Below are 26,289 nucleotides of genomic sequence, written 5' to 3' on the forward strand. Positions count from 1 at the left end.
TCACTCTATGTGCCACATGAGTGTAATGTTCCGATCGAATTCAGCCTTAGCTATGTGAGATTCAATCCAAAAACAGTTCTACTCCTTTTTGTCTACGCCTATGAGAGAGGTTTTATAGGATGAGGTGAGATTTTGATATCCAAATATAACGTAAACCTGAGGTTTTGTGACTTTATTTCAACAAGTTTGACCTTAGAACGTGAATTTAAAATGGATATAAAAATGAACATCAAACCAACCAAACTCAGCATCGCCATGGCGTCGCTTGGGCTACTAGCTGGCTGTAATGATCAGCTAGAAGTACAAGTGATGGATGGCTACATTGAAAAAGCCGAAGTCTGGCTAGACGTAAATGGAAACTACAAGCAAGATGGCGATGAGCCCTCATCTATTACAGACGAGAAAGGCTATGCGGTACTTGATATCAGTGGGCTCTCTAAGCGTGATAGAAACGCGCACCTGATAGCGAAAGTAAAACGAGGGGAGTCGATTGATAGCGATATTCCCGGCGTAACAGCAGCACGTGAGTACGTTATGCTCGCTCCAGCGGAGTACAGTCACATTACGCCACTGACGACCTATGTGTCGCTACAAATGATGGATGGTAAAAGCGAAAAGAGAGCACTGAAAAAACTCCGTCGTCAGTTAAAGCAGCCCCATCTCGATCTAGATTCCGATTACATTGAAAATGGCAATGCGCTTGTAGCAAAAAGTGCGAAAGCCCTAAGTCAAATCTTGCCTGACTCTATTGAAGAGCAAACTTTAGAGCCACTTTTAGACACAATAGAGCAGGGTACAAAGGCCTTAGGTGAAGAAAAGAAACGCGGTAACCGAACACTAGAAGGCATAACACTGGCACTGAATGGCGGTAATCCAATAGTGACTTTGGACTCAGATGGCGATGGCGTTGCAGACAGCGTAGATGCTTTCCCTCACGATATTCAAGAGTCCGTTGATAGTGACAATGATGGAATTGGTGACCATCGTGATACAGACGATGATAATGATGGATTCTCAGACCAAGTGGAGCGTGAATTAGGCACTGATCCTTACAGTGCTTCTAGTCAACCTGCCGATCTTGATGGAGACAAAATTCCAGATAGTTTAGACCCAGACATCGATGGCGATGGTTGGAGCAATATTGACGAAGAACGTCTGGGAAGCAATCCCTACTCAGCAGAAAGTAAGCCAAGTGATTATGATGGAGATGGGATTGCAGATTCAGAAGACACAGATATTGATGGTGATGGTGCGCCTAATAACAGTGATGCATTTCCAAAGGATAGACTCGAAAGCAAGGATACTAACGGCGATGGTCTAGGAGACTTTGCATCAAGTGATGATGATGGAGATGGGATACCTGACTCCATCGACCCTAACCCTAAGAGCCCTGATAATACGTCTACAGAACCCGCCCCAACGTATCAAGAAGCGGTTATCTATTACAAGCGCGAAGACGGCAATTACGCCGATTGGGGACTGCACCTTTGGAACAATGGAAGCTGTGATGCAGTAAGTGACGATGCATTGAAAGGTGTCGATTGGGCGAACCCGCTTGCTTGGAAGGAAATTGACCCTAAGTTCGGCGCTAAATTTGTTGTATCCCTTAAAGATGCGCACGGCACATGTATGAACTTCATCGTACATAAAGGCAATGATAAGGCATTGGGTGGCGACGATCTCAAACTTGAATTTACCAAAGGCAATACTCTCTATACCACTCACGGTAGTTCAACTCTTAAGTATTCTCCGAACGAACAAACGGTTGTTGAACTCTCTGGCGCTGCAGCACACTGGCTAGATCTTAATAATTTAGCTTGGTTTGATCATTCACAAGCGAAAAGTTACCAGCTTTGGTCTACCTATGCGGGAGCGGGTGATATAACTAAACCTGAGATGTTTACTAAACTCGATCTAGGGCTAGCAGGCGTAGTTGATAATGCTAAATTCCCACACCTTAAAGGTCGAGTTCAGTTCAATCTGGCTGTAACTGCGGAAGAGGCGAAGGCATTACTCAAGCAGCAATTAATTGCAGTTGCTCTTGATGAGCAAGGCAAACCTTTGGTCGCGACACGCATTCAGATCCCTGGAGTGATAGATGCGCTATACACCAGTGGACCAAACGATGCCGATGAAGCGAAGCTCGGGAGTTGGATTGACGGTGATACGGCTAACTTTGCGGTTTGGGCACCAACAGCTCAGGATGTGGAGCTTTATCTATACGATAGTGACAAAGCGCTTGTTCAAGCTTCGCCGGTTAAGATGACGTTAAACTCAGACACTGGTGTATGGGGTTACCAAGGCAGCTCTTCATTAGAAAATATCTTCTACCGTTATCGCGTCAAAGCTTATCACCCGAAAACGGATCAGGTTGAATGGATGATGAGTACCGATCCTTATTCACTTTCTTTGAGTACAGATAGCTTACATTCTCAACTTGTGGACTTAAACTCTGCGCAAACTAAACCAAACGGTTGGGACTCGCACGATATCCCGGTATTGCAAAATCCAGAAGACCATATCATCTATGAATTGCACATTCGTGATTTCAGCGTTAGTGACAAGCATGGTACGCCTGAAAGGAACGGTAAGTATACCGCTTTCTTAGAAGATGAGCGTGACAGTGTTAAGCAACTCAAGTCGTTGAAGGAGTCTGGTTTAACAACGATTCACTTGTTGCCAAGCTATGACCTTGCTTCTATTCCGGAACAGGAATCTAAAACGGTCAACCTAAATGATACGGTGGGTAAACTATGTTCAGTTAATCCTAAAGCGAAATTGTGTGAAGATGGAACCAGCCACAGTTCGACGATCTTATCCCTTCTAGAAAAGACCGATCCTAATACCGGTGAGGCACAAGCGCTTCTTGCTGACATCAGGCCACTCGATGGTTTCAACTGGGGCTACGATCCGTTCCACTACAGTGCGCCGGAAGGTAGCTACGCAGTGTCAAAAGACGGCACAGACCGTATTCGTGAATATCGAGAAATGGTCAAGAAACTGCATGAAATGGGATTCCGCGTGGTTCAAGACGTGGTGTACAACCATACGTATTCATCCGGTCTTTACGACAAATCTGTGCTCGATAAAACTGTTCCGGGTTACTACCACCGTCTAAACCCGATTACCGGGGCGGTAGAAAACTCCACTTGTTGTGATAACACCGCATCAGAAAACCGCATGTTTGAAAAGCTAGTTGCAGATAGCGTAATGATGTGGGCTCAAGACTACAAGATTGATGGTTTCCGTTTTGATTTAATGGGCCACTTGATGAAGTCGAGCATGCTGCATGTTTATGATAAGACGAAACAAGTTGACCCAGACACTTGGTTCTATGGTGAAGGATGGAACTTTGGTGAAGTTGCAAATGGTCAACGTGGTGAAAACGCAACGCAATGGCCAATGGCGGGCACAGGAATCGGTACCTATAACGATAGGCTGCGTGATGGAGTACGTGGTGGTGGTCCTTTCGATAGTGGTGATGCACTGTTGAAGACTCCTGGCTTTGCAAACGCGGGGGAGAGGTTTGACGACGAATTGAAGTCGAAAATGGATCTAATCCGTTATGGTATGACAGGCAACTTACAAAATTACCCTCTTGAAACCTATAGTGGCAGCGTAGTGTATGGCAAAGACTACCAATATGGTGGTCAAGGCGCAGCCTATACTTTAGACCCTCAAGAGTCGATCAACTATGTGTCTAAGCATGACAACCAGACCTTATGGGACTTTAACCAATATAAAGCGTCTGCAGATATGACGGCAGAGCAACGAGCCCGAATGCAGATTGTTGGATTGTCGACGGTGATGCTCGGTCAAGGCGTACCATTCCTTCATATGGGCTCAGAACTACTTCGCTCTAAATCAATGGAGCGTGATAGTTACGACAGTGGTGATTGGTATAACAAGGTTGATTTCAGCAAACAAACGAACAACTGGAATATCGGCTTACCAAGAGCAGACAAAGATCAAGCTAACTGGAATGCGATTAAATCTATCATCAGCAACCCAAATACCGTTGCGTCGGCGAAAGATATCGAATGGACAGACAGTGCGTTTAAAGCATTATTGCAAGTTCGTTCTTCAACGCCTCTCCTCAAGCTTGTTTCTGAAAAAGAGGTCGTCGATCGCGTGCGATTCCACAATACCGGAAGCAATGCCTTGCCGGGGTTAATTGCTATGTCAGTTAACGACGGTATTTCTGCAGGTGCTGATCTCGATAGCAACAATGATGCATTAATGGTCGTAATCAATGCTAATACTTCTGAACAAACCCTCAAAGTAGCGGGGGCAAAAGATTTTGTCCTACATGATGCGTTGATAAATTCAAATGACCTTATCGTTAAACAAGCGACGTTCGCCAACGAGAACTTTACGGTTCCTCCACTGACCGCAGCTGTATTTGTCTTGCCGCAGAGCGGAGGTCAAGGTGAAGGGCTCGTTGTTGATAACAAGCCAGTTGATGTCGCGCCTTATGGGACGACTAAGGTGTACGTACGCGGTTCTATGAATGGTTGGAACACGAGCAGTGAAATGCAGTACAAAGGCGATGGTGTCTATACATTCAACGGGTATCTAACGCCTGGTGTGTATGAGTTTAAGATTGCTTCGTCAGATTGGAGCACACTTAACCTTGGCTTCGGCTCATTCTCGGCGGCCAATGGCTCGATAGCGCTTGAAGATGCGGGAAATGGAAACATTAAGGTAACGGCCACTAAGCAAGGTGTTTATGACTTTAGTCTAAATGCGAAAGATAAGTCATCTTTAGTTGTTACCGTGAAAGATACTGGTCTCGATTACGGATGTTATAGCGATAACAACACGGCCTGTGATCTACGCATTTATCAAGTCATGGTTGAATCCTTTGTTGATGGCGATTCAAATCATGACTATGGCGTAGGTTATGGAAACTCTCATCATAAAGGGGATCTTCAAGGAATTATTAACAGCCTTGATTATATTAAGAGCCTAAACATGAATGCGCTTTGGTTAACGCCAGTGTTTGATTCATGTGCAGGCCAAGGTGGTGATGATAAGCTCGATGCGACGGGCTACTTTGCCTGTGACTTCTTTAATGTAGACCCTAAATTCGGCACTAACGAAAAGCTAAAAGAGCTCATTGATACCGCTCATGCGAAAGGGCTGTATGTGTTCTTAGATGGTGTGTTTGGTCATACTCATATTAGCGGTGCTAAACCGTCTCCGACCGGTAAAGCGCCAAGTTTAAGAAAAGAATCAGGTTATCCGGGCCAATATGTTGTCTATCCGCACGCAGACAGTGAAGCCTTTTTCACCGAAGTCGCAACATACTGGATTAAAGAGTATGGCATTGATGGCTGGAGACTGGACCAAGCTTACCAAGTCCCGCTTGATAGCTGGCGCAATATCCGAACGGCTGTTGAAAAAGCATCGATGGAAAATGTTATCGCTGGTAAGAAATGGGGCACTCTGGGTTACATGGTAGGTGAAGCATGGAGCAGTGCGGATGAAATTACTCGTACTGTCTATGGTAGCGATGCCAAACCAGGGCTTTCATCAGCGTTTAATTTCCCACTTCGTTATGGTTTAGTTCAGGCGCTTGCTGTTGAAGAGTCTGGTGCTAAGAGTAATGCACGTGCACTCGACGCGGATTGGAACTCTAGAACAAAAGCGCCTTATCATGCAATGCCGAACTTAATGATCGGTAACCACGATCTGGTTCGTTTTGGTGATCTGATCCAACGTGGAGGGCTGAATAATTACTTCCCACGCCATAAAGCGGCATACAGTTTCTTAGCAGCGTACTCAGGGCCAATTACTTTCTACTATGGAGAGGAAATTGGTGATGAAGTTGAAAACTTTGCAGCGAAAGTTACTTCTGATTGCGTTACGCAGGGCATGTGCGATGACCATGTCGCTCGCTCAAGTGCAAAAGTGGAAGGAGTGACATCAACAACACTTAACGCAGAGCAGAGTGATCTGAAAGCTTACGTCGCTAAGCTAATGAAAGTCCGAAGCGAGCACCCAGCGCTATACAATGGTGAGCGAAGAAACCTTTGGCTAGACGATACGTTATACGCGGATCTTAAAGTCAATGGCGATCAGCAAATCATCTATGTATTGAATACGGGAGAGAGCCAACGAACGCTAAACGTCGATTTATCACGTGTTAAATCTGCAACAGAGTTTGTCGATCTAATGACAGGTGAAACTATCAATGTTCAGTCTGTAAATGGAGCTGTTGAAGTTCCTCCATTGACTGGTCGATTGCTTCTTCTCAAGTAACAATCAACTCCTAACAAAAAAGGCGCTCAATAGAGCGCCTTTCTTATTTCGAAGCTTATCTAATTACTTCTTACGGCAGTATTCAGCGATAACGTACATAGATTGACCGCCGTTCGCTTTACCAGAAACAAGCTTAGGGTCGTCGCCAATGCTGATGCCACGGATAACAGTGCCTTGCTTGATGACTTGGTTAGTGCCTTTAACTGGCAAGTCTTTGATAACCGTTACGTCGTCACCTTTTTTAAGTTCAACGCCGTTGCAATCGAATGGTTTGTCGTCTGCAGACATGCCAGTCATTGCCCAGTTCATTTGCTCTTCTTCCATGTACATCATGTCTAGCGCGTCTTGCGCCCAGCTTTCTGTGTTTAAGCGAGTTAGCTGGCGCCATGCAGTAACTTGAACTGCAGGAACTTGGCTCCACATGCTGTCGTTTAGACAACGCCAGTGGTTGATGTCTTTTGGTTCTTCGATCTCACCAAGACACTTGTCACAAACCATGATTCCGTAATCTACTGTCACATGGCTGTGCGGGGGAACAGCGTATGCCGTTAATGGTGCATCAGCAGCACATAATTCACATTTTGATTGGCAGCGTTCTAGCATAGTTGCTTCAGAAGACATAATGGACTCACATTTTATAGGTGTTAATAACGCCGGCTATTATCCACTTTATCTGTCAAAAATAAAGCGTAATCCGAATACAAATCGATAAATCGACGAATTCTTACTTTTCATAAGAAAATTGCACAACATAATGCGAACAATCAATGCCTTATGGGTAGTGACAATGTCACATTAATAGCAATTCCTTTACCTATTTAGTCTAGATTGGCATAATCAGACTCGTTGTTATATCAATTTAGTAGGTTAGACATTGGAATTATTATCAATCGAGTTTTTGGGTAAACCACTTAGACTCGAAGGCTCTATGGCGGGTTGGCAGCAACTGTTTTGGAACAATCAACTCGTGTCTCAGCTTGATGCCAATGCTGACCGTGGTGAGAAATCCTACCATGAGTTTACTTTGCTCAATGGTGATCAAGAGCTGGCATGTAAATTAGAAACTAATCTGATATGGCAACCATTTGACTTGGAATATGTCGCGACAGTCGATAACCAAGTCATTGAGCAAGGAAGTCGTAATACTAAGGACATAGAAAAGCAAACACCGTTTACTAAGCCTGAGCCAGAAAGAAAGTTTAGCCTTATTGGCCTCTTATCGCTTGGGATGAAAGCGCTTAAGAGTGCAAAGCTGATTAAAGTAGTGCTTGCGTCGGCGAGTTTAGCGGCGTATTCATGGTTGTTTTCTTTTCAATTTGCGCTGGCTTTGATTGCGTGTTTGGTCTTTCATGAATATGGCCATGTTCGCGCGATGAAGTTCTTCGGTATGAAGACAAAAGGCATCTACTTGGTGCCGTTTCTTGGTGGGTTAGCTTTAAGCGACGAAAAGATAAATACCCGTTGGCAAGATGTCGTCATTTCAATCATGGGGCCGATGTTTGGCTTAATTCTGTCTGTCATTTTGCTCATTGCTTACTTGATCACTGGCGAGATGTTTTTCGCAGGGTTGGCAGTATTCAATGCATTTCTAAATCTATTCAACTTACTACCGATATTGCCACTCGACGGTGGGCATGTCTTGAAGAGTATCAGTTTCTCGATGAACAGTGTGGCGGGAATAGTTTTGTGTACCGCAGCTGCCGCTGGTGGCGTGGTGTTAAGCTACTCACTAGGGCTTACGTTGTTTGGTTTCTTGCTTATCATGGGCATGCTGGAAATTGTGATTGAGTGGCGAGGAAGACATCATAGCCACTTACTTCCACTGGATAGGTACGGTCAAGCCGTCGCTGCAGTTTGGTACATTGGGCTTGTTGCTTCATTGATTGGAATTATTTGGTTCTTTGCTTCAACTGGAGACCAATTGTTAAGCTTGCCACTGCTTATATTAGGCACATAGAATAAAGACAAAGGGAGCATTTTTGCTCCCTTTTTTAATGTCTAAATGCAGTTCGGACGCTTTACATTGTTCTCGGGTAATGTCTGTATCTTAGCGGAGAGATCCTGAATACGAGTTCCGTGAGAAGGGTGCGTTGAGAGCAGTTCAGGCGGTTGAGCGCCACCAGATGCCTTAGCCATGTTTTTCCATAGATCGACACTCTGGTTAGGATCAAAACCAGACTTCGCCATCAATTCTAACCCGACAATATCCGCTTCTGATTCTTGAGTCCTACCGTAGGGCATTAAAACGCCATATTGTACGCCTAACCCAAGCGCTGCCATGGTTGCTCCTCGATACTGTGCGTATTCGGAAGAACCGAGTGCTATATTGGTCAGTTGAAGTCCGGCATTGGCAATTTGAGATTGAGACAGTCGTTCGTTGCTGTGATCGGCGAGGACATGTGCGATTTCATGACCAATAACGGTCGCTAACTGATCTTGAGTAACCGCTACTTTAAGCAAGCCAGTATAGACACCAATTTTACCGCCTGGTAACGCGAAAGCATTGATTTGATCACTATCAAACACGACGACTTCCCAGCTATCAAACCCAGGTTGTTGCGGGACATGTTGAGTAATCGAATCTGTTACACATTGAACATAAGCATTTGTTTTGGCGTCAGAGCTGATTTTGAGCTCTTTCTTCATTTGCTCGAACGATTGGGCACCTAAACTACTCATATCTGAATCTGAAAAAAGAAGCAGCTGGTTACGACCTGTCGGGGAAGAAGTACACGCTGTTATTGCCATTGCGGCAGTGAGAGTGACGAATTTAAACCACTTTTGCATTGAATTCTCCGTTTCAATCGCAATATTAAACTTACTATTTAGCTATACACATCATAGCATTAGCGTACAATTCTTGGTAATCACATTCAGTAGTGGAATGCATAATGACAATCTGGAAAAAATCGATCAGTCTCGAAGCCCTTAATAAGACGTCAGAAAATACTTTGATAGATCACCTAAACATTATTTATACCGAGGTAGGTGATGACTTTATAACGGCCACTATGCCTGTTTGTTCGTTTACTCACCAACCGCTTGGTATGCTGCATGGTGGTGCGTCTGTTGTCTTGGCCGAAACGCTCGGTTCAGTCGCTGCTAATTTCTGTGTTCCAAAAGGAAGTTACTGCGTGGGCCTAGATATTAATGCCAACCATGTACGTTCAATGAGAAGCGGTAACGTTATTGGGACAGCCAAGCCAATTCATTTAGGGGTATCCACGCAAGTGTGGCAAATCAACATTACTGATGAGCGCGAGCGCTTGGTGTGTACAAGCCGGTTGACCATCGCCGTTAAACATAAAAAATCTACGTCGTCAGACAAAGGTCTATAACGATGATGATTCCTTTTAAAAGCGGAAAAATCATAGTGACTAACCACGAAGTCGTGGTAAAGCTTTCTGGTGAGCACATGGTAACGCTGCAAGCGCAAACCGATGCTATCACTTTGATAGGTAGAGGGGCGAATGTTATTGCCGCAAACGGCAGCGAAACCAAGTGGTCAATTAAATTGGACAATGAACAACAAATCCTACAGATTGCTGAGCAAATCGGCAGCAAAGTCCAATAATTGTGTTTTTGTCTTGATTCGAGATTGTTAAATGAGGAAACTTAGGGCTAGGTTAACTAGAATGAGATTTCCTCTTTATGAGCAGTCCAAGACTTAGAGTACAGTTTGAAACCTTGTTTGAGCACTACAAGGGGCAAGATTGCGGTGTCCAGCTTGAAGATATCACCGAAATACTGTTTTGTACTCGTCGAAACGCTCGAATTGTCCTGAACAAAATGGAAGAAGAAGGGTGGTTGGAATGGCACCCGGCTCCCGGTCGAGGCAAGTTATCTCAGTTAATCTTTAAACGTAGCCGAGCTGACGTCAGCGAAAATCTAGCGCGACGATACCTTGAAGAGGGGAAAATTGGGCAAGCGCTAAAAGTTTTAGATCAAGATACGGCAAAACTTGCTCAAGTGGTTGAAAGCTACCTTGGCATCGTTCATCAGGAAGGCCAGCAAGTCGTTAGGCTGCCATATTACCGCGCACTTTCTACGTTAAACCCTACATTGCCGATTCGACGCTCTGAACTGCATATTGTTCAGCAGATATTCAGTGGTTTAACCTATATCGATGACAGTGAAGAACTGCAACCTGATTTGGCCCATTCATGGGAAATGCTCACGCCTCGACATTGGCGTTTTTATATTCGTCCGAGTGTTAGGTTTCACAACGGAGATTTGCTGACTTCTCAAACGATCGTTGACAACTTGTTTGCATTGAAACAGAAGAAGTTGTTTTCACATATCTCAGAGGTGAGCTCTCCAAGTCACTTAATCGTTGATGTAAAACTTTCACGCGATGATTATCAATTAGCGCTTCTGTTATCAGAGTCTTGCGCGAAAATTATGTTACCGCAAGAGAATAGAGCAGAGGACCATGATTTATTTCCAGTCGGTACCGGACCATATCGAGTCATTCAAAACGACAACAAACGTCTCGTTTTACAGGCGTTTGATGGATACTTTGGTTTTAGACCTTTGTTAGACCGAATCGAAGTGTGGGTGATTGATGATCTTCACTCTTCAATGATTTTCCCGAGCTTATCTAAACCCCTTAAACCTGAAGTGGCCAACTATGCTGATAGCGTAGACCTCGATCCGGGTTGCACCTATTTACTACTCAACCGAAAAAATGGACTAGCGGCGGCCAATGATTGGGCGAACTACTTCACGCAGAAGTTAGGTACATTAAATTTATTCCAACATCTACCTCAAGAGAAAATTGTCGAACTAGGTGTACTTCCGGCGCATGGTTTAAAGCCAGGTTGGTATCACCATACAAGGCACGGTTATACCTCACCGCCTTCCTATCGGTCTGTCACTATTGCTTACCACGGTCAGCATCCAATGTTCCCAACGTTGGTTAAATGTATCGAAGGTTTACTTAAAGAGGATGGATTGAGCGTTAATTTTATAAATTACGACTTAACCGTTGAAGATACCTCAGAAGTAGACATCTGGGTCAAACCTATGGGAATCACCACCAACAGGGATGATTCGCTAGCTGGATGGTTACTCAATAATAGCGATATTGAGGCTCTTAGTCGCGAAGAGGATTTTGAGTATTGGACTAAAGTCGTACGAGAGTGGCAAGCAACACAAAATGCTAGTTTTCCCGCACAAGAGCTTGGAAAATCTTTAGTAGAAAAAATGCAGCTAATTCCAATGTTTCATTGTTGGTTAGGTGTAAGCAAAGATCATTGTGGCTCGTTACAAAATGCAAAATGTAATGCGCTTGGCTGGTTCGACTTTAGCAAAGTGTGGGTCAAACCTGAAACAGTTGACGGTCCAAGTTCATTCCATGAGGAAGCTTAGTGTCTAAACCCAATAAAAAACAACCGACTAAAACGGTAGAAATATACTGTGCTAAGTGTAAAAGCCAACTATTTAAGTACCGAAAAGGGGGCAAAGGGTCGCTTGTAAAATGTTTTAGGGAAAGAATCGTTTCTGACTACACCGCTCAGCCCTGTATTTGCCCTCAGTGTGGTGGCGAGTTTGCGCGAGAGACTTTGATTAGAGGTACGCCTGCCTACAAAATAATCGGTGGAAAAGTTACCATGAAATAGCTCAGCGCTAGAACAATTCTCTAAACCATTTTATAAACTATTTGGTTAGTAAGATTGTTGAAAATGGGCGTCACGACTCAATATTTGATCTCAATCGATATAAAACGTAAAAATCTCGTTAAGGGGTATCATTGTTTTTTAATGGTGTTAGAATAGCCGCAGTTTCTTTTCGGTTTTTCCAACTTTACTTTAGGGGTTTGTAATGGAGCTAGGTCTTATCATCACTTTCATCGTTGCAGCAGCTGTAATGGTTAAGAAAGAGATGGCAGCAGCTAAATAATCGGTCTATTCATACCATTTTTTCTATACTTTTTTGATGAATATACCCAAGAAAGCTCCTAGTTTAGGGGCTTTTTTATTGCCTTTAACATATTGATATATATGATTTAAGTTGAATTTAAATGAAAAAAGCCAGCTACCAAGCTGGCTTTTGTTTTAAAGCTCTAAATTAGAATTGGTAATCTACGTTAACACCCCAGTTTCGGCCTGGTTGACTCTTAGAGTCCATGCTGAATGTCTCACCAGTCGCGTCTCGACCAGATAGATCTTCAAACAACCAGTACTTTTTGTCTAAGGCATTGAATAGACCTGCGCGGATTGTTAAGTCGCTCATTGGACGGTAGTAAGCTGTAAGATCAACCAGTGCGTAACCAGCAGCATCCACATTTGTGTCGCTATTCCAATCTGACTTGCGAGCAACCATTTTAACGTTAGCTAGTGCACCGTAGTTGTCTCGGTTTAAACCTAAACCGAAGTCAGCAGTAAGAGGAGCAACAGAGTCAATTGCTTTACCAGTTTTCTTATCTTCACCATCAGCATAAGCAACAGCTAGGCGAGTATAGACACCTTGAGGTGCGTTGAACGCTTTGTCTAGTAAGATAGTAGAGCTAAACTCTGCACCGTAGATTTCAACTTCATCAAGGTTTTTCTTAGAGATAACATCTTTACCACCTTGCTCGCCCGTTTTTTCTTGAACGATAAAGTCTTTGTAATCAGAGAAGAAGGTTGTTAGCTCAAATTTAGCGCTTTCATTTTGTCCACGCAGACCTGCTTCATAGGAGATGCTCTTTTCTGATTTAAGGTTCGGGTTGGCTTCGATAATAGCCCCTTGACTGTAGAAGTAGTACAAGTCATAAACGGTTGGCGCTTTGAAGCCTTGGCTAATCTGACCAAACAGCGACAGGTTATCATTTAAGTGGTAGACAGCACCAAGTTTACCTGTGAATGCACTATCACTGTTTTCGTCGTACTGAGTTTTGTAACCTTCATCAGTTTTCGGTTTAGCGCTAAATGAGTCGTAGCGAATACCAGCAGTCATGACTAATGCTTCATCTAAGAAGTACGCTTGATCTTGTAAGAAGACACCCCATTGCAGTAGATCCGCGTCTGGAATACCTGTGCTACCAGGAGCAACGGTTCCTTTGTCGAATTTATAGTCTGTGTTGTCTAGGCTGAACTTAGTAGACATGTAGTTTACGCCGTAGGTAAACTCATGAGGCGCTGCACCCAATTCAGCAAGTTTAGATGCTTGAGCATTAAATTGGATTGATTTATCGCTCGAATCACGTTCACGCATACGCTTTCCGTGGAAAGGCGTTGTATCGTAGTTTTTAGATAACGAGCTAGAGTCTTGATAGTTAAGAGACCAATCTACCTTGTCAGTGATTGCTGTAGCCAATAACCACTCATGTTCGAAGCCAACTCTAAAGCGTTGGTTAGTATCCTCGTTGAAGTTATCGGTGTACGTAAACAAAGGAGACATCGCGTAACCGTTTTGATTCAGCTCATTCTCATCATATTGCTTGTTGTAGTACTCGACGGTAACACCAAGTCTATGTAAATCATTGGCTTGGTAGAATGCTTTAGCAAGCAAATTACCTAGTTCGCTATCAGCCGGGTTTGCAGCACCACGATCAGGACCTTCAACTTCTGAGCCTGACCCGTGTGTTTTAGTTTCACTGCCGTTAGCGTAAGTAGCCATAAGTAAGGTTTCTAGCTTACCTTGACGCATAGCCCATGTTAGCGTGTTTTTGAACTCTTCATTAGCAGAGGAGTAACCACTCTTAATCCCGAATCTGTGTTCATCACCCTCGGTTACTAAAACATCTTCTGGATTCTTCGTTCTAAATAGAACTACACCACCTAGAGCATCAGAACCATAAAGTGTCGAAGAGGGGCCTTTGTTTACTTCGATAGCTTGAAGTGTGTCAATTTCAATGCTGTTTGGATATTTGCGCTGTTCCGTCGCTCCTGGGTTGTACGGTACTGGTTGTTGAACGTCATCAACCATCACCTTAACTCGGCTCTGCTCCATACCGCGGATATTGAAGCCTGAGATACCAAAACGTCCGGACCCTTGAGCATTAACACCAGGAGTATACTTAAGCGCTTGTTTTACATCTGTCGAAAGTGTGTTGTCGATTTCTTCGGATGAAACTGTTTCAATAGAAGAGCTGACATCCGCTTTGTTTTGTTCAGTACGAGTCGCTGAAACAACAACTTCATCGAAGAGGGCATATTCTTCTGCATGAGCAGTTGACGCAAGGGCCAAAACAATTGAAGCTGACAGGAAAGTTTTCTTATACATTTTATAATTACCTTTGATCCATATAGGTTTTCTTTGAACGGGCAGAATTCTATTGGATCTAAATGATAATTACTATTGTTTGCATTATCATAAATAGTGTATTTATTGCTCTATCAGTACATTGTTTTGAATAAAGCTGATAAATAACAGGTAGTTAAACAATCTGTTTACATATGTAAAGGTTCAAATTGCCATTAGTAAATGTGATAATTGTCACGTTATAGGTGGTGGTTATTAATAGGGAAGATAATATTGCAAAGTCCAATAACACTTGAAGCGCTTCATATACTTGATGCAATTGATCGGCGTGGAAGCTTCGCTGCCGCAGCTAATGAGCTTGATAGGGCGCCGTCTTCACTGAGTTACCAGATTCAGAAACTAGAGCAAGATCTTGATATCATGATCTTTGACCGATCAGGGCATAAAGCCAATTTTACTGAAGCAGGAAAGCTAATACTTGAGCGTGGACGAGACATTCTGGTCGCGACAGACAAACTTGTTAACGACGCAAGTGTCTTGGCCAATGGTTGGGAGCTTGACATTACTCTCGCGTTCGATGGAATCATTCCTGTTGCCAATTTTTTTAACCTTGTTAATGACTTAAGCAATGTCAGCTCAACAAGAATTAAGCTCCAAGAAGAAATACTCGCAGGCTGTTGGGAAGCGTTAAGCTCAGGGCGAGCGGATTTGTTGGTTTGCCCAAAGATGGAAACCTTGCCTCAAGATGTTAAAGCAGAGGTCATTGGAGAGATGGAAATGATCTGGGTTGCAGCGACTGATCATTATGTACACAAACGGAGTGGGGTATTTGACGAGCAGGCGCGAGAAAAATATCGTGTTATAGCGATAGCTGATACAGCCCGTGAGCAGCCAGCAATAAGTGTCAATATTACTCAGCGACAACCAAGACTTACCGTGACTAACTTTTCTGCGAAAGTAGAAGCTTTACGCACGGGGTTGGGTATTGGTACTTTACCAAAAGAGCTCGCAACCCAATTGATTGCAAGTGGCGATTTAAAGCAAATTGCGGATACTCAGTCTCAACCCATTGAGATCATCTTAGCTTGGAAGCGCAATAAAATTGGTGAAGCTAAATCTTGGTGTATTCAATACTTAATCAAGCATTTCAAAGCGTCGTCTAAGATTTAAACAAAGCGTTTCGGTTAATAAAATAAAAGGGAGCTAATCGCTCCCTTTTATTTTTTTGAAACCTAGCCTCGCACACCACCTTGCTGTTGTGCCTGTTTTACTAAAGCCTGACGTTGAGTTTCCTGTTCGTTTTCCACTTTATGTTCCTTATTCATCCCGCGCTCTTCTTGCTGTGGAACGAAAACAAAGTACTTATTAATAGTCATCGAAAGAACCTCTATTTTACAGTTGTAACCATCCAGGTTAGACAATTCACCTAATCACCATCGTTTGATGGAGACTCCATGTTGTAGGTTTCAAAAAATAGAGGATGCTAACTAAGTTAACATCCTCCATAACAGCTAAATTATAGAAGTAGATTCAGGTATTAATAAATACCTTTCTCATCCTTTCAGCTAATTCTTACACGTCGTAGGTAGTAGAAGCCGTGTCGCCACCTGTACCAGTCCAGTTAGTGTGGAAGAATTCACCACGTGGACGGTCAGTACGCTCGTAAGTGTGAGCACCGAAGTAATCTCGTTGCGCTTGAAGCAGGTTAGCTGGTAGACGAGCTGTTGTGTAACCGTCTAGGAAAGATAGCGCAGAAATCGTACATGGCATTGGGATACCAGACTCTAGAGATTTCGCTGCTACTTTACGCCATGCTGCTAGGCTGCCTTGCAGGATGTTTTTGAAGTACTCATCAGAACCTAGGAATGCGATGTCTGGGTTCGCCTCATACGCATCACGGATGTTGCCTAGGAATGCAGAGCGGATGATACAACCACCACGCCACATTAGTGCTACGTTACCGTAGTTTAGGTCCCAACCGTTTTCGTTAGACGCTTCGCGCATTAGCATGAAGCCTTGAGCGTAAGAGATGATTTTAGATGCTAGTAGCGCTTGACGCAGTGCATCAACCCACTCTTGCTTGTCGCCTTCAACTGGTGTGATTGTTTTACCGAATAGAGACTCAGCTTCAACACGTTGGTCTTTTAGTGCAGATAGGCAACGAGAGAATACTGACTCAGAGATAAGCGTTAGTGGAATACCTAGGTCTAGTGCGTTAATACCAGTCCATTTACCAGTACCTTTTTGGCCTGCTGTATCTAGGATCTTCTCAACTAGAGGCTCACCGTCTTCATCTTTGTAGCCAAGGATGTCAGCTGTGATTTCAACAAGGTAGCTGTCTAGCTCTGTCTTGTTCCAATCAGCAAATACCGCTTGCATCTCGTCTGCAGACATACCAAGGCCGTCTTTCATGAACTGGTAAGCTTCAGTAATTAGCTGCATGTCACCGTATTCGATGCCGTTGTGTACCATCTTAACGAAGTGACCAGCACCGTCGTTACCAACCCAGTCACAACATGGCTCACCAGCGTCAGTTTTTGCAGAGATACCTTGGAAGATCGGCTTAACCGCTTCCCAAGCTTCAGCAGCGCCACCTGGCATGATTGAAGGACCAAAACGTGCTCCTTCTTCACCACCAGAAACACCTGTACCGATGAAGTGAATGCCTTTTTCACGGCAGTGTGCAACGCGGCGGTTTGTGTCTGGGTAGTTAGTGTTACCACCATCAATGATGATGTCACCTTCATCTAGAAGTGGAATTAGGTTATCAATAAACGTATCTACAACTGCGCCAGCACGTACCATTAGCATCACTTTACGTGGCGCTTCTAGCTTCTCAACTAGCTCTTCTAGAGAATATGCGCCAACGATGTTAGTGCCTTTCGCAGGGCCTTCTAGAAACTCGTCTACTTTCGCAGCAGTACGGTTGTGAGCAACAACTTTGAAGCCGTTGTCGTTCATGTTTAGGATAAGGTTTTGACCCATTACCGCTAGGCCAATTACACCGATATCACCTTTCATTATTTCTCTCCAATTTTCCAATTTGGACGCTCGCACTAAGCGATTTTTGCTGCTGCGTCTGAATCTAAGTACCATTCCGTTTCACCAGCCTTAGACTGGATCTTAGCTGCTGGGTATGGCAGCTCACTAGCAGGAGTGGTATGAATTTCGTTTACGATATCTACTTTACCTGCACCAAGTACAAGGTAGCTGATACGTTTCGCGGCTTCTAATACCTTAGCGGTTTTAGATACGCGGATTTGTCCTGATTCTGGATGAGAAGCTAATACCGATAAGTTCTCATCTTGATAGTCTGTTTGACCTGGGAATAGCGAAGCCGTGTGACCGTCTGCGCCAACACCAAGAAGTATCCAATCGAAGACAGGCGTACCATTTTCAGTCGGGATGATTTCAGCCATCTCATTTGCAAAGCGCTCTGCTTCAACTTTTGGTTCATCTTCACCGCGAATACGGTGAATGTTTTCAGCAGGCAGATTCACTTTTGTAAATAGAAGAGCGTTTGCTTCACCGTAATTGCTTTCTGCATCATCTGGGGCAACACATCGCTCGTCTCCCCACCAGAAGTGTAGGTTTTTCCACTGAATACCTTCAGCATAAGGTGCCTGCGCCAAAAGTTTAAACAGCATCTTTGGGGTACTGCCGCCAGACAGTGAAACGTGAACAGGGCGGTCAAGCTCACTGAAGGCCTTCATGTCATTCGCTAGGCTTTCTACAACTTGGTCGGCAGTTTGAAAAATCTTGTGATTGATCATAGTTCGCAATAATCCGTATCTGTGAGGTTTTTACATGGGAATCGCCACGCGCGTGCGTCACGTTGTAACAAATCGTCAGATTCTTTTGGTCCCCACGTACCACAAGCGTATCCAAATAGGGCTTGTGGATCTTGTTTGAAGTCTAAAATTGGTTGAACGTATTTCCAACACGCTTCAACGGCATCGCTACGTGCAAACAAAGTTGCATCGCCATTTAGTGCATCAAGCAGAAGACGCTCGTATGCCGTTAGCATTTGCGTTTCTTGCAGAGACGCGTAGTGGAAGTTCATTTTCACTTCTTTAGCATTAAAGCCTGCGCCTGGCTCTTTAAGGCCAAAGCTCATCTGAATCCCTTCGTCTGGTTGAATGCGGATAATCAGTTTGTTTTCCGGAGCATTCTGGCCAAATACTGGGTGAGGTGTTTGCTTAAAGTGGATGACAACTTCAGTAACGCGAGTCGGAAGGCGTTTACCTGTTCGTACGTAGAATGGCACGCCATTCCAACGCCAGTTGTTGATGTATGCCTTAAGGCCAACGTACGTTTCGGTGCGAGAGTCTTCCGCTACACCAGGTTCGTCACGGTAGCTAGGCAGGAACTCTCCACGCACGTCTGATTCTGTGTACTGACCCAATACTAGGTTGTTACGCAAATCATCTTCTTCTAGCGGCTTCAAACACTGAAGAACTTTGACAACTTCATCGCGCATTGAGTCTGCATTGATCTGCGCTGGCGGTTCCATACCAACCATAGCGAGAACTTGCAGCAAGTGGTTTTGGAACATGTCACGAACCGCGCCTGAACCGTCGTAATACCCGCCACGTTCTTCAACACCCAAGAATTCAGCTCCAGTGATTTCTACATAATCAATGAAGTTGCGGTTCCATAGAGGTTCGAACATCGCGTTAGAGAAGCGGAATACAAGAAGGTTTTGTACCGTCTCTTTACCCAAATAATGGTCAATACGATAGATTTGGTGTTCTTGGAAATGCTCATGAATCTCTTTGTCTAGTTTTTGAGCAGATTCAAGATCATAACCAAATGGCTTCTCAATAATCAGGCGCTTCCATCCATCTTCTTCACTGTTTAGTCCATGAGCGGCTAGGCTTGCTGGAATAACGCTATACAAACTTGGAGGCGTAGCGAGATAGAATAGGGTGTTTCGCTGATCAAATGCGTATTGCTCAGAAAGTTGATCAAGACGCGTTGAAAGCTTGCTGTAGTCAGCGGTGTCAGATGTGTTGATTGCCTGATAATGCAAATGATTAATGAAAGCATCGAGAGTTGCTGGTTCAGTCTTCTCCATCTCCTGGAGTGAACGTTTCAACTTTTCTCGGTAGGAGTCATCACTGTATTCAGTTCGGCTTACACCTAAAATAGCGAAGTTTTCAGGTAGCTGTTTGTTGGAGTAAAGGTGGTATAAAGCAGGGATCAACTTGCGATAGGTTAAGTCGCCCGAAGCACCAAAAATAACGATGCTGCTGTTTTCTGGAATTACCATCATCTTTCCCTTAGAAACGAGGTAGTTAGCATGTGCCTAAGTTGTTGGCACTAAAGTTTGCCAACGGTATCAACGACACCTCAAATTATAAAATAGGTCGTACCTATTGTATTGATAGGCAAAACCAAAAATTCATGCCATTTGAATTATTGATTGCAACTGGTTTAGTAACAAGTCACGGCGATATTCACAGATGGCAGCGTATTGTCTATGACTATTTGACATACATCAACCTTTGAGAGGGCAATCGATTAAATATTGACTAGTAGTTAACGTAACTTGTTGATAATAAAAGCTAGAGCGAAATTTTATGGTACGGGCCTAGATTGGAGCTAAAACTCTATATTAGTGTAACTGGTAGGATCAGAAGTGTGATTTTATGAAGGTTTTTACTCGTCTCGTATGAGATTCGCGATCAACAGCGGTTATTTGCGCCTTATCGAGGAATCGATGTGCATATTCTTGGTCGATCGATTGTTCTAAGAAAATGAGATATAACTTCGGGTCTATGTGGCCACTGGTGGCCATATCCGTCATGATTTCAATGGATTCGGATAGAGTCTTTGCTTTCTTGTAAGGTCTATCACTAGACGTGAGTGCTTCAAAAACATCAGCTATCGCCATTACTCTTGCCGGAAGGGAGAGCTCTTCTTCATATAACCCCTTAGGATATCCGCGACCATCTATCCGTTCATGGTGACCGCCAGCGATTTCCGGAACGTTTTTCAAATGTTCTGGGTAGGGTAAACGTTTGAGCATCATTATGGTTTGAATGATGTGATCATTAATAATAAAGCGCTCCTCTGAGTTTAAGGTACCGCGCTCAATAGATAAATTGTACAGTTCGCCACGGTTATATTTCAAATCGCTAGGTTTTAGTACGAATTCTTCCTGCCAAAAGTCCTGAGGTTTACTGTTATTATCCCAATGGATCTCATGTACCTGCTTGTCTGTTAGCAGTGTTTCTTGCACTGGAAGTTTTTTACGATCGCCAGCGCGCGCCTTTTCTACCCATGATACGCCAACTTGATCGTCCAGCGTTCTTGTCCATTTGTACCGACTAATGGCATTGAGGCGATCAAGGGCATCTTTGCTCATCGACTCTCCACCGAGATTACATTCACCAATAAATGCAAAATCATCGTCTAACTGTTGATGTTTTTGCTCTAAAATCTTGCTCAATTTCTCTTCATCCTCGCCATTAGCAACCCCTTTCCAGTACTCAATCTCAGCTTGTGATTTTAATAGTTCGAACCGCATACGGACTTCATGAATACGGTCATAGATTGTTTCTAGTTTGGTGGCTTTATCGATAACGTATTCCGGCGTGGTTACCTTGCCGCAATCATGGAGCCACGAGGCTAAGTGCAACTCTTCCCACTGTTCTTTTGACATGCTGAATAATGGGAAGTGAGTGTCATCTTCAACCGCTGCTTGCACAAGCATTTTGGTTAGCTCAGGAACACGTTGGCAATGGCTGCCTGTGTAGGGCGATTTGGTATCAATGGCAGAGGCAATCAGTTCGACAAATGCATTAAGCATCTCTTTTTGTTGCTCGATTCGGTCAATATTCTCTTTGGCTATCTCAGCAAAACTCAACAGTTCCTTCAAAAATGCATGTTTATCAGCTTGTGCTTGGGTTATTGCGCGCTCATATCCTAATAGCAAAATTCCGACCGGCTGATTATCGCGGTTGAGTAAAGGAAACAGGTAGACATCTGAATTAAAAAGAGACTCTCGATAATTCGCTACGGCGTTATCTTCACGATTTAGATGGACGATTTCACCCTTGGCTAGTTCAGTCTTAACCCATGCTGTATGTTCTATGAGTTCGTTTACATCAATCTTGAACGGGATGATTGCGTGATTTGCAGCAGCAGAGTAGCGACTTTCTTTTTCGTTTTTTATGTAAAGTACGATTGTTTCTGCTCTTGTAACCAAGAAACTTTGATGCGCGATTGTTTTTGCCAAAACTGAAAAGTCAGTATTGCTCGCCGTGTCTCTTAGTAGTCGCAATAAGTCATATAAGGTGTGCTCCATTAGCTCTATCGACTCGGTAAGGTTCGCGACTTCCTTAATTACGCTCTTCGAGTAACGTGTTTTCTTGAAATCAAAACGAGCAATATTATCGGTTTGACGCATTAATGCGTGCAACGGATTGGCTAAGCGCCGCGCAACCAGCCACACAACGATAAAACTCATGAGTAGCATCGCAATGGCTACGCTCACTTGTTTATCCCTCATGGAGAGCAAAGAAGCAAGCAAGTCGTCTTGAGGTGTCGCTTCAGCTAGTAATAACCGAGTCTGCTTGTTCAAACTAACTGGCGTTAAAGTGACAGACCATTTTTTGCTATCAGCTTCGACCGTTTCGTAAATTATTTGGCTTGAGCTACGATCAATCACCCGTTCAAATACGGTCCCTAATAGCGAGCGTGAAGTGATTTCACCATCTGTTTCTTCGATATCATTTAGATTATGGTGAGCTAACACCTTAAACTGGTTATCAAACAACACCAGCTTGGTGTTTTCAGAGTAGCCCATTTGACTGATTTGATCTGAGAGGGACGTTAGGGTGAAGTCCGCTCCGACAACTTTGGTACCATCGGGGGATTTACGTGACAATGTCACGCCATTGGTTTTGAGAAAGTAAAAAAAATATGGCTCTGTCAGCCTGATAACCCCATCTTTGTCAGCATTGATGTACCATGGCCTAACTCTAGGGTCGAACTGATTATCTTTTGTTTTACGGTGTCCTAAGCTTCGGTATGCTCCATCTAAAAAGTAGAACTCATTTAAACCAGAAACACGTGTCGTGTTTATCATCAGTGACGCTTTATTTGGAGCATCAAATCTTTCGCGATCAGCATTGGTTCTTAATGCTCTCACTAGCGTAAAGTCACCAGATTCGTTGGCATAGTAAAGGGCCACGACGCCCGGATTTCTCTGAAAGATAGTTTGTAGTGAAGTCAAAAAGCGAATGTGCTTGATTGGCGAGTTATGGTCGTCAATGGCGCGACTCATCGACATAAAATCGAGTGTGGTTAATATTGGTCCAGCTTTGACTTGAAAAGTAGATTCAAGCTTGCGGCTATTCTCTCTGCTTAGTTCTTTAGCGCTGCCAGTGAGCAGTTCTTGCGCGTGTTTATAGCTAATAGCAATGAGTACTGAACCTACTAATGTAGTCAGGACAAGAAACAGAGTAGTGATATGAATACTTAAAGAGTAGCGGCGTTTTTTCATAGCTCGACCATAAACACGACACCTAGTAAGTATCGATCAATTCCTGAATCCTGCAAAACTTCAAATTATTAATAATAAATTGTTATCTGTATTTTATTGCTTACTGAAGAGCATGAAGTACAAGCAAGAAGCTAAATTGGCTGATAACATAAGAGCAACCTTCACTGTTAAAAAAGATCTATGAACCTCGTTATCGACACCCATACTCACACATACGCCAGCGGTCATGCCTACAGCACTTTGATAGAAAACGCGCGGATGGCGAAAGAAAATGGTCTAGAGATGTTCTGCACCACCGATCATGCTGAATCAATGCCAGGTGCACCCCACTATTGGTTTTTTTCCAACCAACGTGTCTTACCAAGGTTCATTGCAGGTGTTGCGGTAATCCGTGGTGTAGAGTCAAATATTCTCAATACAGACGGGGAGGTGGATGTCCATCCGACTTCTTATAAAAGCCTTGATTGGGTTATAGCGAGCTTTCATGAGCCTGTTTTCAAGCCAAGAGACAAACAATCTCATACGCTAGCGCTGCTAAATACCATTAAAAGCGGTAAGGTAGATGCACTTGGTCATCTAGGTAACCCCAACTTCGATTTTGATTATGAACAAGTGTTGAGATGTGCGAAAGAGCATAACGTTGCCATAGAAATTAATAACACTACCTTAAAAGGCAATAGTCGAGTAGGCAGTGTTGAACGTTGCGCGGAGATTGCGAAACTCGGTAAAGAGATTGGGGTTTACTTCACAACAGGCAGTGACGCTCACTTTTGCCAAGATGTAGGCAACCTTTCAAAAGTCTCAGATCTTTTAGATAAAGTCGGGGTGGATGACTCGCAAGTAATTACGCACAGTGTAAAGCAATTCCTAGCGTTCTTGGTGCTTCGAGGTCATTCAACCATTTCTGAGTATCAGCATTTATAAGTTGATACAATATTCGCTTCTAGTGTGCTGACTAAATTCAGTACACTCCCTGTTCCTATTCCCACACAAAAGAAAAATATAATGAGAAAGTTAATCCCAGTTTTAGCCTTAGCCATGTCAGCACAAGTTTTTGCGAGTGATTTTGATCTTAAAGCTGCAATGAAGCAGATGAAAGTAGAGTTTAAACATGCCGCTGAAGCGACCGAAGTTAGCGAAATGAAATCTGCTGTAAGTAACCTTTCTGAGTTAGTCGAGCAGTCTAAGCGCGGTAATTACCCACCTGAAAAATTTGATATTTATTTTGAGGGCTTTAGTAAGCTTTCCGTAGCGCTTGATTCTGTTGAGAAGAAACTAGACTCGGGCGATCTAGAAGCGGCAAAATCTGAGTTAAAAACCGTCGATGATCTTCGAGTGGAATACCACGATAAACGTAACCCAAGTATTTGGAGCAAGCTGTTCGGTTAATAAGTCAGCATATTTCGAATTGGCAATGCTAATACCATGATCCTTGTTAGGTTTTTTAGCGAGCCTTACTGAGTTTGTTAGTAAAAGGTTATATATTTACTCTCAATTGATTGAGAGTGACTATGATACGGACATCAAGCTTCAAGCGAACTATGCTCATCGCAAGTGCCCTAAGTTGGGTGCTTGTGACTTTGATGCCTGTAATCAATGCTCATGGTGCCAGTGCTGGCGTGTGGGCGACACTTTGTACCATCAATGGATTTGAGCTAGTCCAAGTCGAAGAGGGAAAGGTTGAAACTCAGCACAGTAAGCCTTGTCCATTTAGTCACTTCTCAAGCTTCCACCAAGACACACTTCCAACACCCACTCACTCTAGAAGAACATCGATAGCGTCATTCGACTCGTACGCTTATTTGGCTCTAAGTGAACGATTTCAGCTCGCTATCCCACGAGCGCCACCGGCATTACCTACATTCAACTTCATATAAATCAAATAACAAAGGCTAGGGTCTGTTGACTCAATAAGCCACTTAGTAAAGTAAAGCTCAGCACTAACGACTCGACTATGTTTCGGGATTTTTGCTGTGCGCTCAAAAAGGAAATTGTAATGTTGGGTAGTCAATCTCAGACTCAACCTAAGGGCTCACTACGTTCATCTCAAAGTGACGACTCAAACAAGGTTAAAGCAAAAGCACGTTATTTTCTCACATGGCGTTGGCACTTCTATGCAGGTCTTTTCGTTATCCCATTTATGCTCATGTTAAGTCTTACTGGGCTTGTGATGCTATTTGATGACGAAATTGAACAAGCAAGATACAGTGAAATCATCGCAGTTGCTCCGCAGGCGCAAACTCTACCACCTTCTATTCAACTGCGTTCAGTCAAGGAAAAGTATCCCGACTCACAAATCACCCAATTTGTAGCGTCTGACTCAAGTGCAAAGGCGAACAGATTCAATGTTAGGCATGAAGATGGTAAGTCTGTTTTAGTGACGGTCAATCCATACTCCGGTGAAGTTCTAGGCGAAATCGATCGCAGTGACAGTTGGTATCAACTTGCTAACGATATCCATGGAACATTGCTGATTGGTAAATCGGGTGATTACTTGATTGAAGTGTCTGCGAGTTTAGGCATTCTGCTGTTGGTAAGCGGCATTTATCTGTGGTTACCAAAAGATAACGCCACTAAGGCGGGTTTTCTCAAAATACGTATGCGTAGTGGTTCGCGTGTTCTAATGCGAGATCTCCACGCCAACTTAGGGGGAACACTTTCGATCGTTTTACTGCTGTTTCTGCTTTCCGGTCTTGCATGGGCAGGGGTATGGGGCGCCAAAATGGTCCAAGGTTGGAATACATTCCCTACCTATTACACGTGGGGGGAGAAACCGCAATCTTCTTTAATTCACGCAAACTTAAACCACGGTAGTGAGGAAGAAATGCCTTGGAACTTAGAACTCGCTGCAGTGCCTGAATCGCAAGGGCATCATGGGGGTCACCACGAGCATCATTCTGCTCAACCTTTCGATATCTCTCAGAGCGTAGGAATCGATGACATCATAAGCAAAGCAACATCACTCGGCTTCACCCAATTTAAAGTCTACTTACCTCAATCTGAGACTGGCGTTTACACGGTATCTGCTAACTCAATGGCGGGAGATGTTACTGACCCAAGAAAAGATAGGACGACACACTTTGACCAATACACTGGAGAAGTGCTCATTGATGTTACTTGGGATGACTACAATGTTGTCGCTAAGTTGATGGCCGCTGGGGTTTCACTTCACCAAGGTGATTTAAGCATCGTAAATAAATTGCTGAATGTTTTCTTCTGTTTAGCGTTTATCGTTATTTCAGTTACCGGGGCTTTGATGTGGTGGGTACGTCGCCCGTCTAATCAGAATAAGTTGGGTGTGCCAGCCCGTTTCGAACAAGACGGTA

Annotated in this window: 19 protein-coding genes; 11 read left to right on the top strand and 8 right to left on the bottom strand. The window is 43.7% G+C overall.

Going from position 1 to position 26,289, the window contains the following annotated elements:
- Window positions 1–222 precede the first annotated feature (222 nt).
- Complete coding sequence (gene pulA / locus AC6R16_RS05290; RefSeq protein WP_500673804.1) at window positions 223–6,264, top strand: pullulanase-type alpha-1,6-glucosidase; 6,042 nt, start codon at window positions 223–225, stop codon at window positions 6,262–6,264.
- 63 nt (window positions 6,265–6,327) lie between these two features.
- Here the strand turns inward: pulA and AC6R16_RS05295 are convergent, their stop codons facing one another.
- Window positions 6,328–6,885, bottom strand: coding sequence for a PhnA domain-containing protein (locus AC6R16_RS05295; protein WP_004742678.1), 558 nt, complete (start codon window positions 6,883–6,885; stop codon window positions 6,328–6,330).
- Window positions 6,886–7,138: 253 nt separating this feature from the next.
- On the opposite strand from AC6R16_RS05295, the gene AC6R16_RS05300 reads away from it, so the two are divergent.
- The gene (locus AC6R16_RS05300; protein WP_500673805.1) at window positions 7,139–8,221 is read left to right on the top strand and encodes a site-2 protease family protein; all 1,083 of its coding nucleotides are present in this window, start codon (window positions 7,139–7,141) and stop codon (window positions 8,219–8,221) included.
- A gap of 41 nt (window positions 8,222–8,262) precedes the next feature.
- Here AC6R16_RS05300 and AC6R16_RS05305 read toward each other — a convergent pair whose 3' ends face one another.
- Complete coding sequence (locus tag AC6R16_RS05305) at window positions 8,263–9,051, bottom strand: M48 family metallopeptidase (protein WP_500673806.1); 789 nt, start codon at window positions 9,049–9,051, stop codon at window positions 8,263–8,265.
- Between the two features lie 104 nt (window positions 9,052–9,155).
- On the opposite strand from AC6R16_RS05305, the gene AC6R16_RS05310 reads away from it, so the two are divergent.
- The 4 genes from AC6R16_RS05310 to AC6R16_RS05325 all read left to right on the top strand — a co-directional run bounded on the left by AC6R16_RS05310 (window position 9,156) and on the right by AC6R16_RS05325 (window position 11,885).
- Window positions 9,156–9,602, top strand: coding sequence for a hotdog fold thioesterase (locus AC6R16_RS05310; protein ID WP_500673807.1), 447 nt, complete (start codon window positions 9,156–9,158; stop codon window positions 9,600–9,602).
- A 2-nt stretch (window positions 9,603–9,604) separates the two neighbouring features.
- Window positions 9,605–9,838 carry a DUF3389 domain-containing protein gene (locus tag AC6R16_RS05315; RefSeq protein ID WP_500641015.1) on the top strand — a complete coding sequence of 78 codons (234 nt, stop codon included), beginning with the start codon at window positions 9,605–9,607 and terminating at the stop codon, window positions 9,836–9,838.
- Window positions 9,839–9,915: 77 nt separating this feature from the next.
- A complete protein-coding gene (locus AC6R16_RS05320; RefSeq protein ID WP_500673808.1) occupies window positions 9,916–11,634 on the top strand; it encodes an SgrR family transcriptional regulator in 1,719 nt (572 codons plus the stop codon).
- On the top strand, window positions 11,634–11,885 hold the full coding sequence (locus AC6R16_RS05325) for a hypothetical protein (RefSeq protein WP_500673809.1): 252 nt from the start codon (window positions 11,634–11,636) through the stop codon (window positions 11,883–11,885). The genes AC6R16_RS05320 and AC6R16_RS05325 overlap by 1 nt, the downstream gene beginning before the upstream one ends.
- A 448-nt stretch (window positions 11,886–12,333) precedes the next feature.
- Here the strand turns inward: AC6R16_RS05325 and AC6R16_RS05330 are convergent, their stop codons facing one another.
- Window positions 12,334–14,472, bottom strand: coding sequence for a TonB-dependent hemoglobin/transferrin/lactoferrin family receptor (locus AC6R16_RS05330; protein WP_500673810.1), 2,139 nt, complete (start codon window positions 14,470–14,472; stop codon window positions 12,334–12,336).
- 252 nt (window positions 14,473–14,724) lie between these two features.
- On the opposite strand from AC6R16_RS05330, the gene AC6R16_RS05335 reads away from it, so the two are divergent.
- A complete protein-coding gene (locus tag AC6R16_RS05335; RefSeq protein ID WP_500641018.1) occupies window positions 14,725–15,621 on the top strand; it encodes a LysR family transcriptional regulator in 897 nt (298 codons plus the stop codon).
- Between the two features lie 62 nt (window positions 15,622–15,683).
- Here AC6R16_RS05335 and AC6R16_RS05340 read toward each other — a convergent pair whose 3' ends face one another.
- The 5 genes from AC6R16_RS05340 to AC6R16_RS05360 all read right to left on the bottom strand — a co-directional run bounded on the left by AC6R16_RS05340 (window position 15,684) and on the right by AC6R16_RS05360 (window position 22,963).
- Window positions 15,684–15,827 (bottom strand): hypothetical protein, encoded by a 144-nt coding sequence (locus tag AC6R16_RS05340; RefSeq protein ID WP_500673811.1) that lies wholly within the window; start codon window positions 15,825–15,827, stop codon window positions 15,684–15,686.
- A 196-nt stretch (window positions 15,828–16,023) separates the two neighbouring features.
- Entirely contained in the window at window positions 16,024–17,472 is a 1,449-nt protein-coding gene (gene gnd, locus AC6R16_RS05345) for a decarboxylating NADP(+)-dependent phosphogluconate dehydrogenase (protein WP_004742688.1), read from the bottom strand.
- A 35-nt stretch (window positions 17,473–17,507) separates the two neighbouring features.
- On the bottom strand, window positions 17,508–18,224 hold the full coding sequence (gene pgl, locus AC6R16_RS05350) for a 6-phosphogluconolactonase (RefSeq protein WP_500673812.1): 717 nt from the start codon (window positions 18,222–18,224) through the stop codon (window positions 17,508–17,510).
- Window positions 18,221–19,723 carry a glucose-6-phosphate dehydrogenase gene (zwf, locus tag AC6R16_RS05355; RefSeq protein WP_500673818.1) on the bottom strand — a complete coding sequence of 501 codons (1,503 nt, stop codon included), beginning with the start codon at window positions 19,721–19,723 and terminating at the stop codon, window positions 18,221–18,223. The genes pgl and zwf overlap by 4 nt, the downstream gene beginning before the upstream one ends.
- A gap of 363 nt (window positions 19,724–20,086) precedes the next feature.
- Window positions 20,087–22,963 (bottom strand): HD domain-containing phosphohydrolase, encoded by a 2,877-nt coding sequence (locus AC6R16_RS05360; RefSeq protein WP_500673813.1) that lies wholly within the window; start codon window positions 22,961–22,963, stop codon window positions 20,087–20,089.
- Between the two features lie 180 nt (window positions 22,964–23,143).
- On the opposite strand from AC6R16_RS05360, the gene AC6R16_RS05365 reads away from it, so the two are divergent.
- The 4 genes from AC6R16_RS05365 to AC6R16_RS05380 form a co-directional block, all read left to right on the top strand.
- Window positions 23,144–23,887 (top strand): phosphatase, encoded by a 744-nt coding sequence (locus AC6R16_RS05365; RefSeq protein WP_500673814.1) that lies wholly within the window; start codon window positions 23,144–23,146, stop codon window positions 23,885–23,887.
- An 81-nt stretch (window positions 23,888–23,968) separates the two neighbouring features.
- Window positions 23,969–24,352 (top strand): cytochrome b562, encoded by a 384-nt coding sequence (locus AC6R16_RS05370; protein ID WP_500641023.1) that lies wholly within the window; start codon window positions 23,969–23,971, stop codon window positions 24,350–24,352.
- 122 nt (window positions 24,353–24,474) lie between these two features.
- Window positions 24,475–24,840 (top strand): hypothetical protein, encoded by a 366-nt coding sequence (locus AC6R16_RS05375; protein WP_500673815.1) that lies wholly within the window; start codon window positions 24,475–24,477, stop codon window positions 24,838–24,840.
- A 119-nt stretch (window positions 24,841–24,959) separates the two neighbouring features.
- The coding region (locus AC6R16_RS05380) for a PepSY-associated TM helix domain-containing protein (protein ID WP_500673816.1) at window positions 24,960–26,289 on the top strand (1,330 nt) is incomplete at its 3' end.

Source organism: Vibrio sp. R10-SG3-ISO10, assembly GCF_059834185.1.

Bases quoted from the DNA above. Each gene is read 5' to 3' on its own strand.
- AC6R16_RS05330 (WP_500673810.1), bottom strand. From the start codon at position 14,472: ATGTATAAGAAAACTTTCCTGTCAGCTTCAATTGTTTTGGCCCTTGCG.
- AC6R16_RS05370 (WP_500641023.1), top strand. From the start codon at position 23,969: ATGAGAAAGTTAATCCCAGTTTTAGCCTTAGCCATGTCAGCACAAGTT.
- AC6R16_RS05360 (WP_500673813.1), bottom strand. From the start codon at position 22,963: ATGAAAAAACGCCGCTACTCTTTAAGTATTCATATCACTACTCTGTTT.
- AC6R16_RS05365 (WP_500673814.1), top strand. From the start codon at position 23,144: ATGAACCTCGTTATCGACACCCATACTCACACATACGCCAGCGGTCAT.
- AC6R16_RS05315 (WP_500641015.1), top strand. From the start codon at position 9,605: ATGATGATTCCTTTTAAAAGCGGAAAAATCATAGTGACTAACCACGAA.
- pulA (WP_500673804.1), top strand. From the start codon at position 223: ATGAACATCAAACCAACCAAACTCAGCATCGCCATGGCGTCGCTTGGG.
- pgl (WP_500673812.1), bottom strand. From the start codon at position 18,224: ATGATCAATCACAAGATTTTTCAAACTGCCGACCAAGTTGTAGAAAGC.
- AC6R16_RS05310 (WP_500673807.1), top strand. From the start codon at position 9,156: ATGACAATCTGGAAAAAATCGATCAGTCTCGAAGCCCTTAATAAGACG.
- AC6R16_RS05375 (WP_500673815.1), top strand. From the start codon at position 24,475: ATGATACGGACATCAAGCTTCAAGCGAACTATGCTCATCGCAAGTGCC.
- zwf (WP_500673818.1), bottom strand. From the start codon at position 19,723: ATGGTAATTCCAGAAAACAGCAGCATCGTTATTTTTGGTGCTTCGGGC.
- AC6R16_RS05340 (WP_500673811.1), bottom strand. From the start codon at position 15,827: ATGACTATTAATAAGTACTTTGTTTTCGTTCCACAGCAAGAAGAGCGC.
- AC6R16_RS05295 (WP_004742678.1), bottom strand. From the start codon at position 6,885: ATGTCTTCTGAAGCAACTATGCTAGAACGCTGCCAATCAAAATGTGAA.
- AC6R16_RS05320 (WP_500673808.1), top strand. From the start codon at position 9,916: ATGAGCAGTCCAAGACTTAGAGTACAGTTTGAAACCTTGTTTGAGCAC.
- AC6R16_RS05305 (WP_500673806.1), bottom strand. From the start codon at position 9,051: ATGCAAAAGTGGTTTAAATTCGTCACTCTCACTGCCGCAATGGCAATA.
- gnd (WP_004742688.1), bottom strand. From the start codon at position 17,472: ATGAAAGGTGATATCGGTGTAATTGGCCTAGCGGTAATGGGTCAAAAC.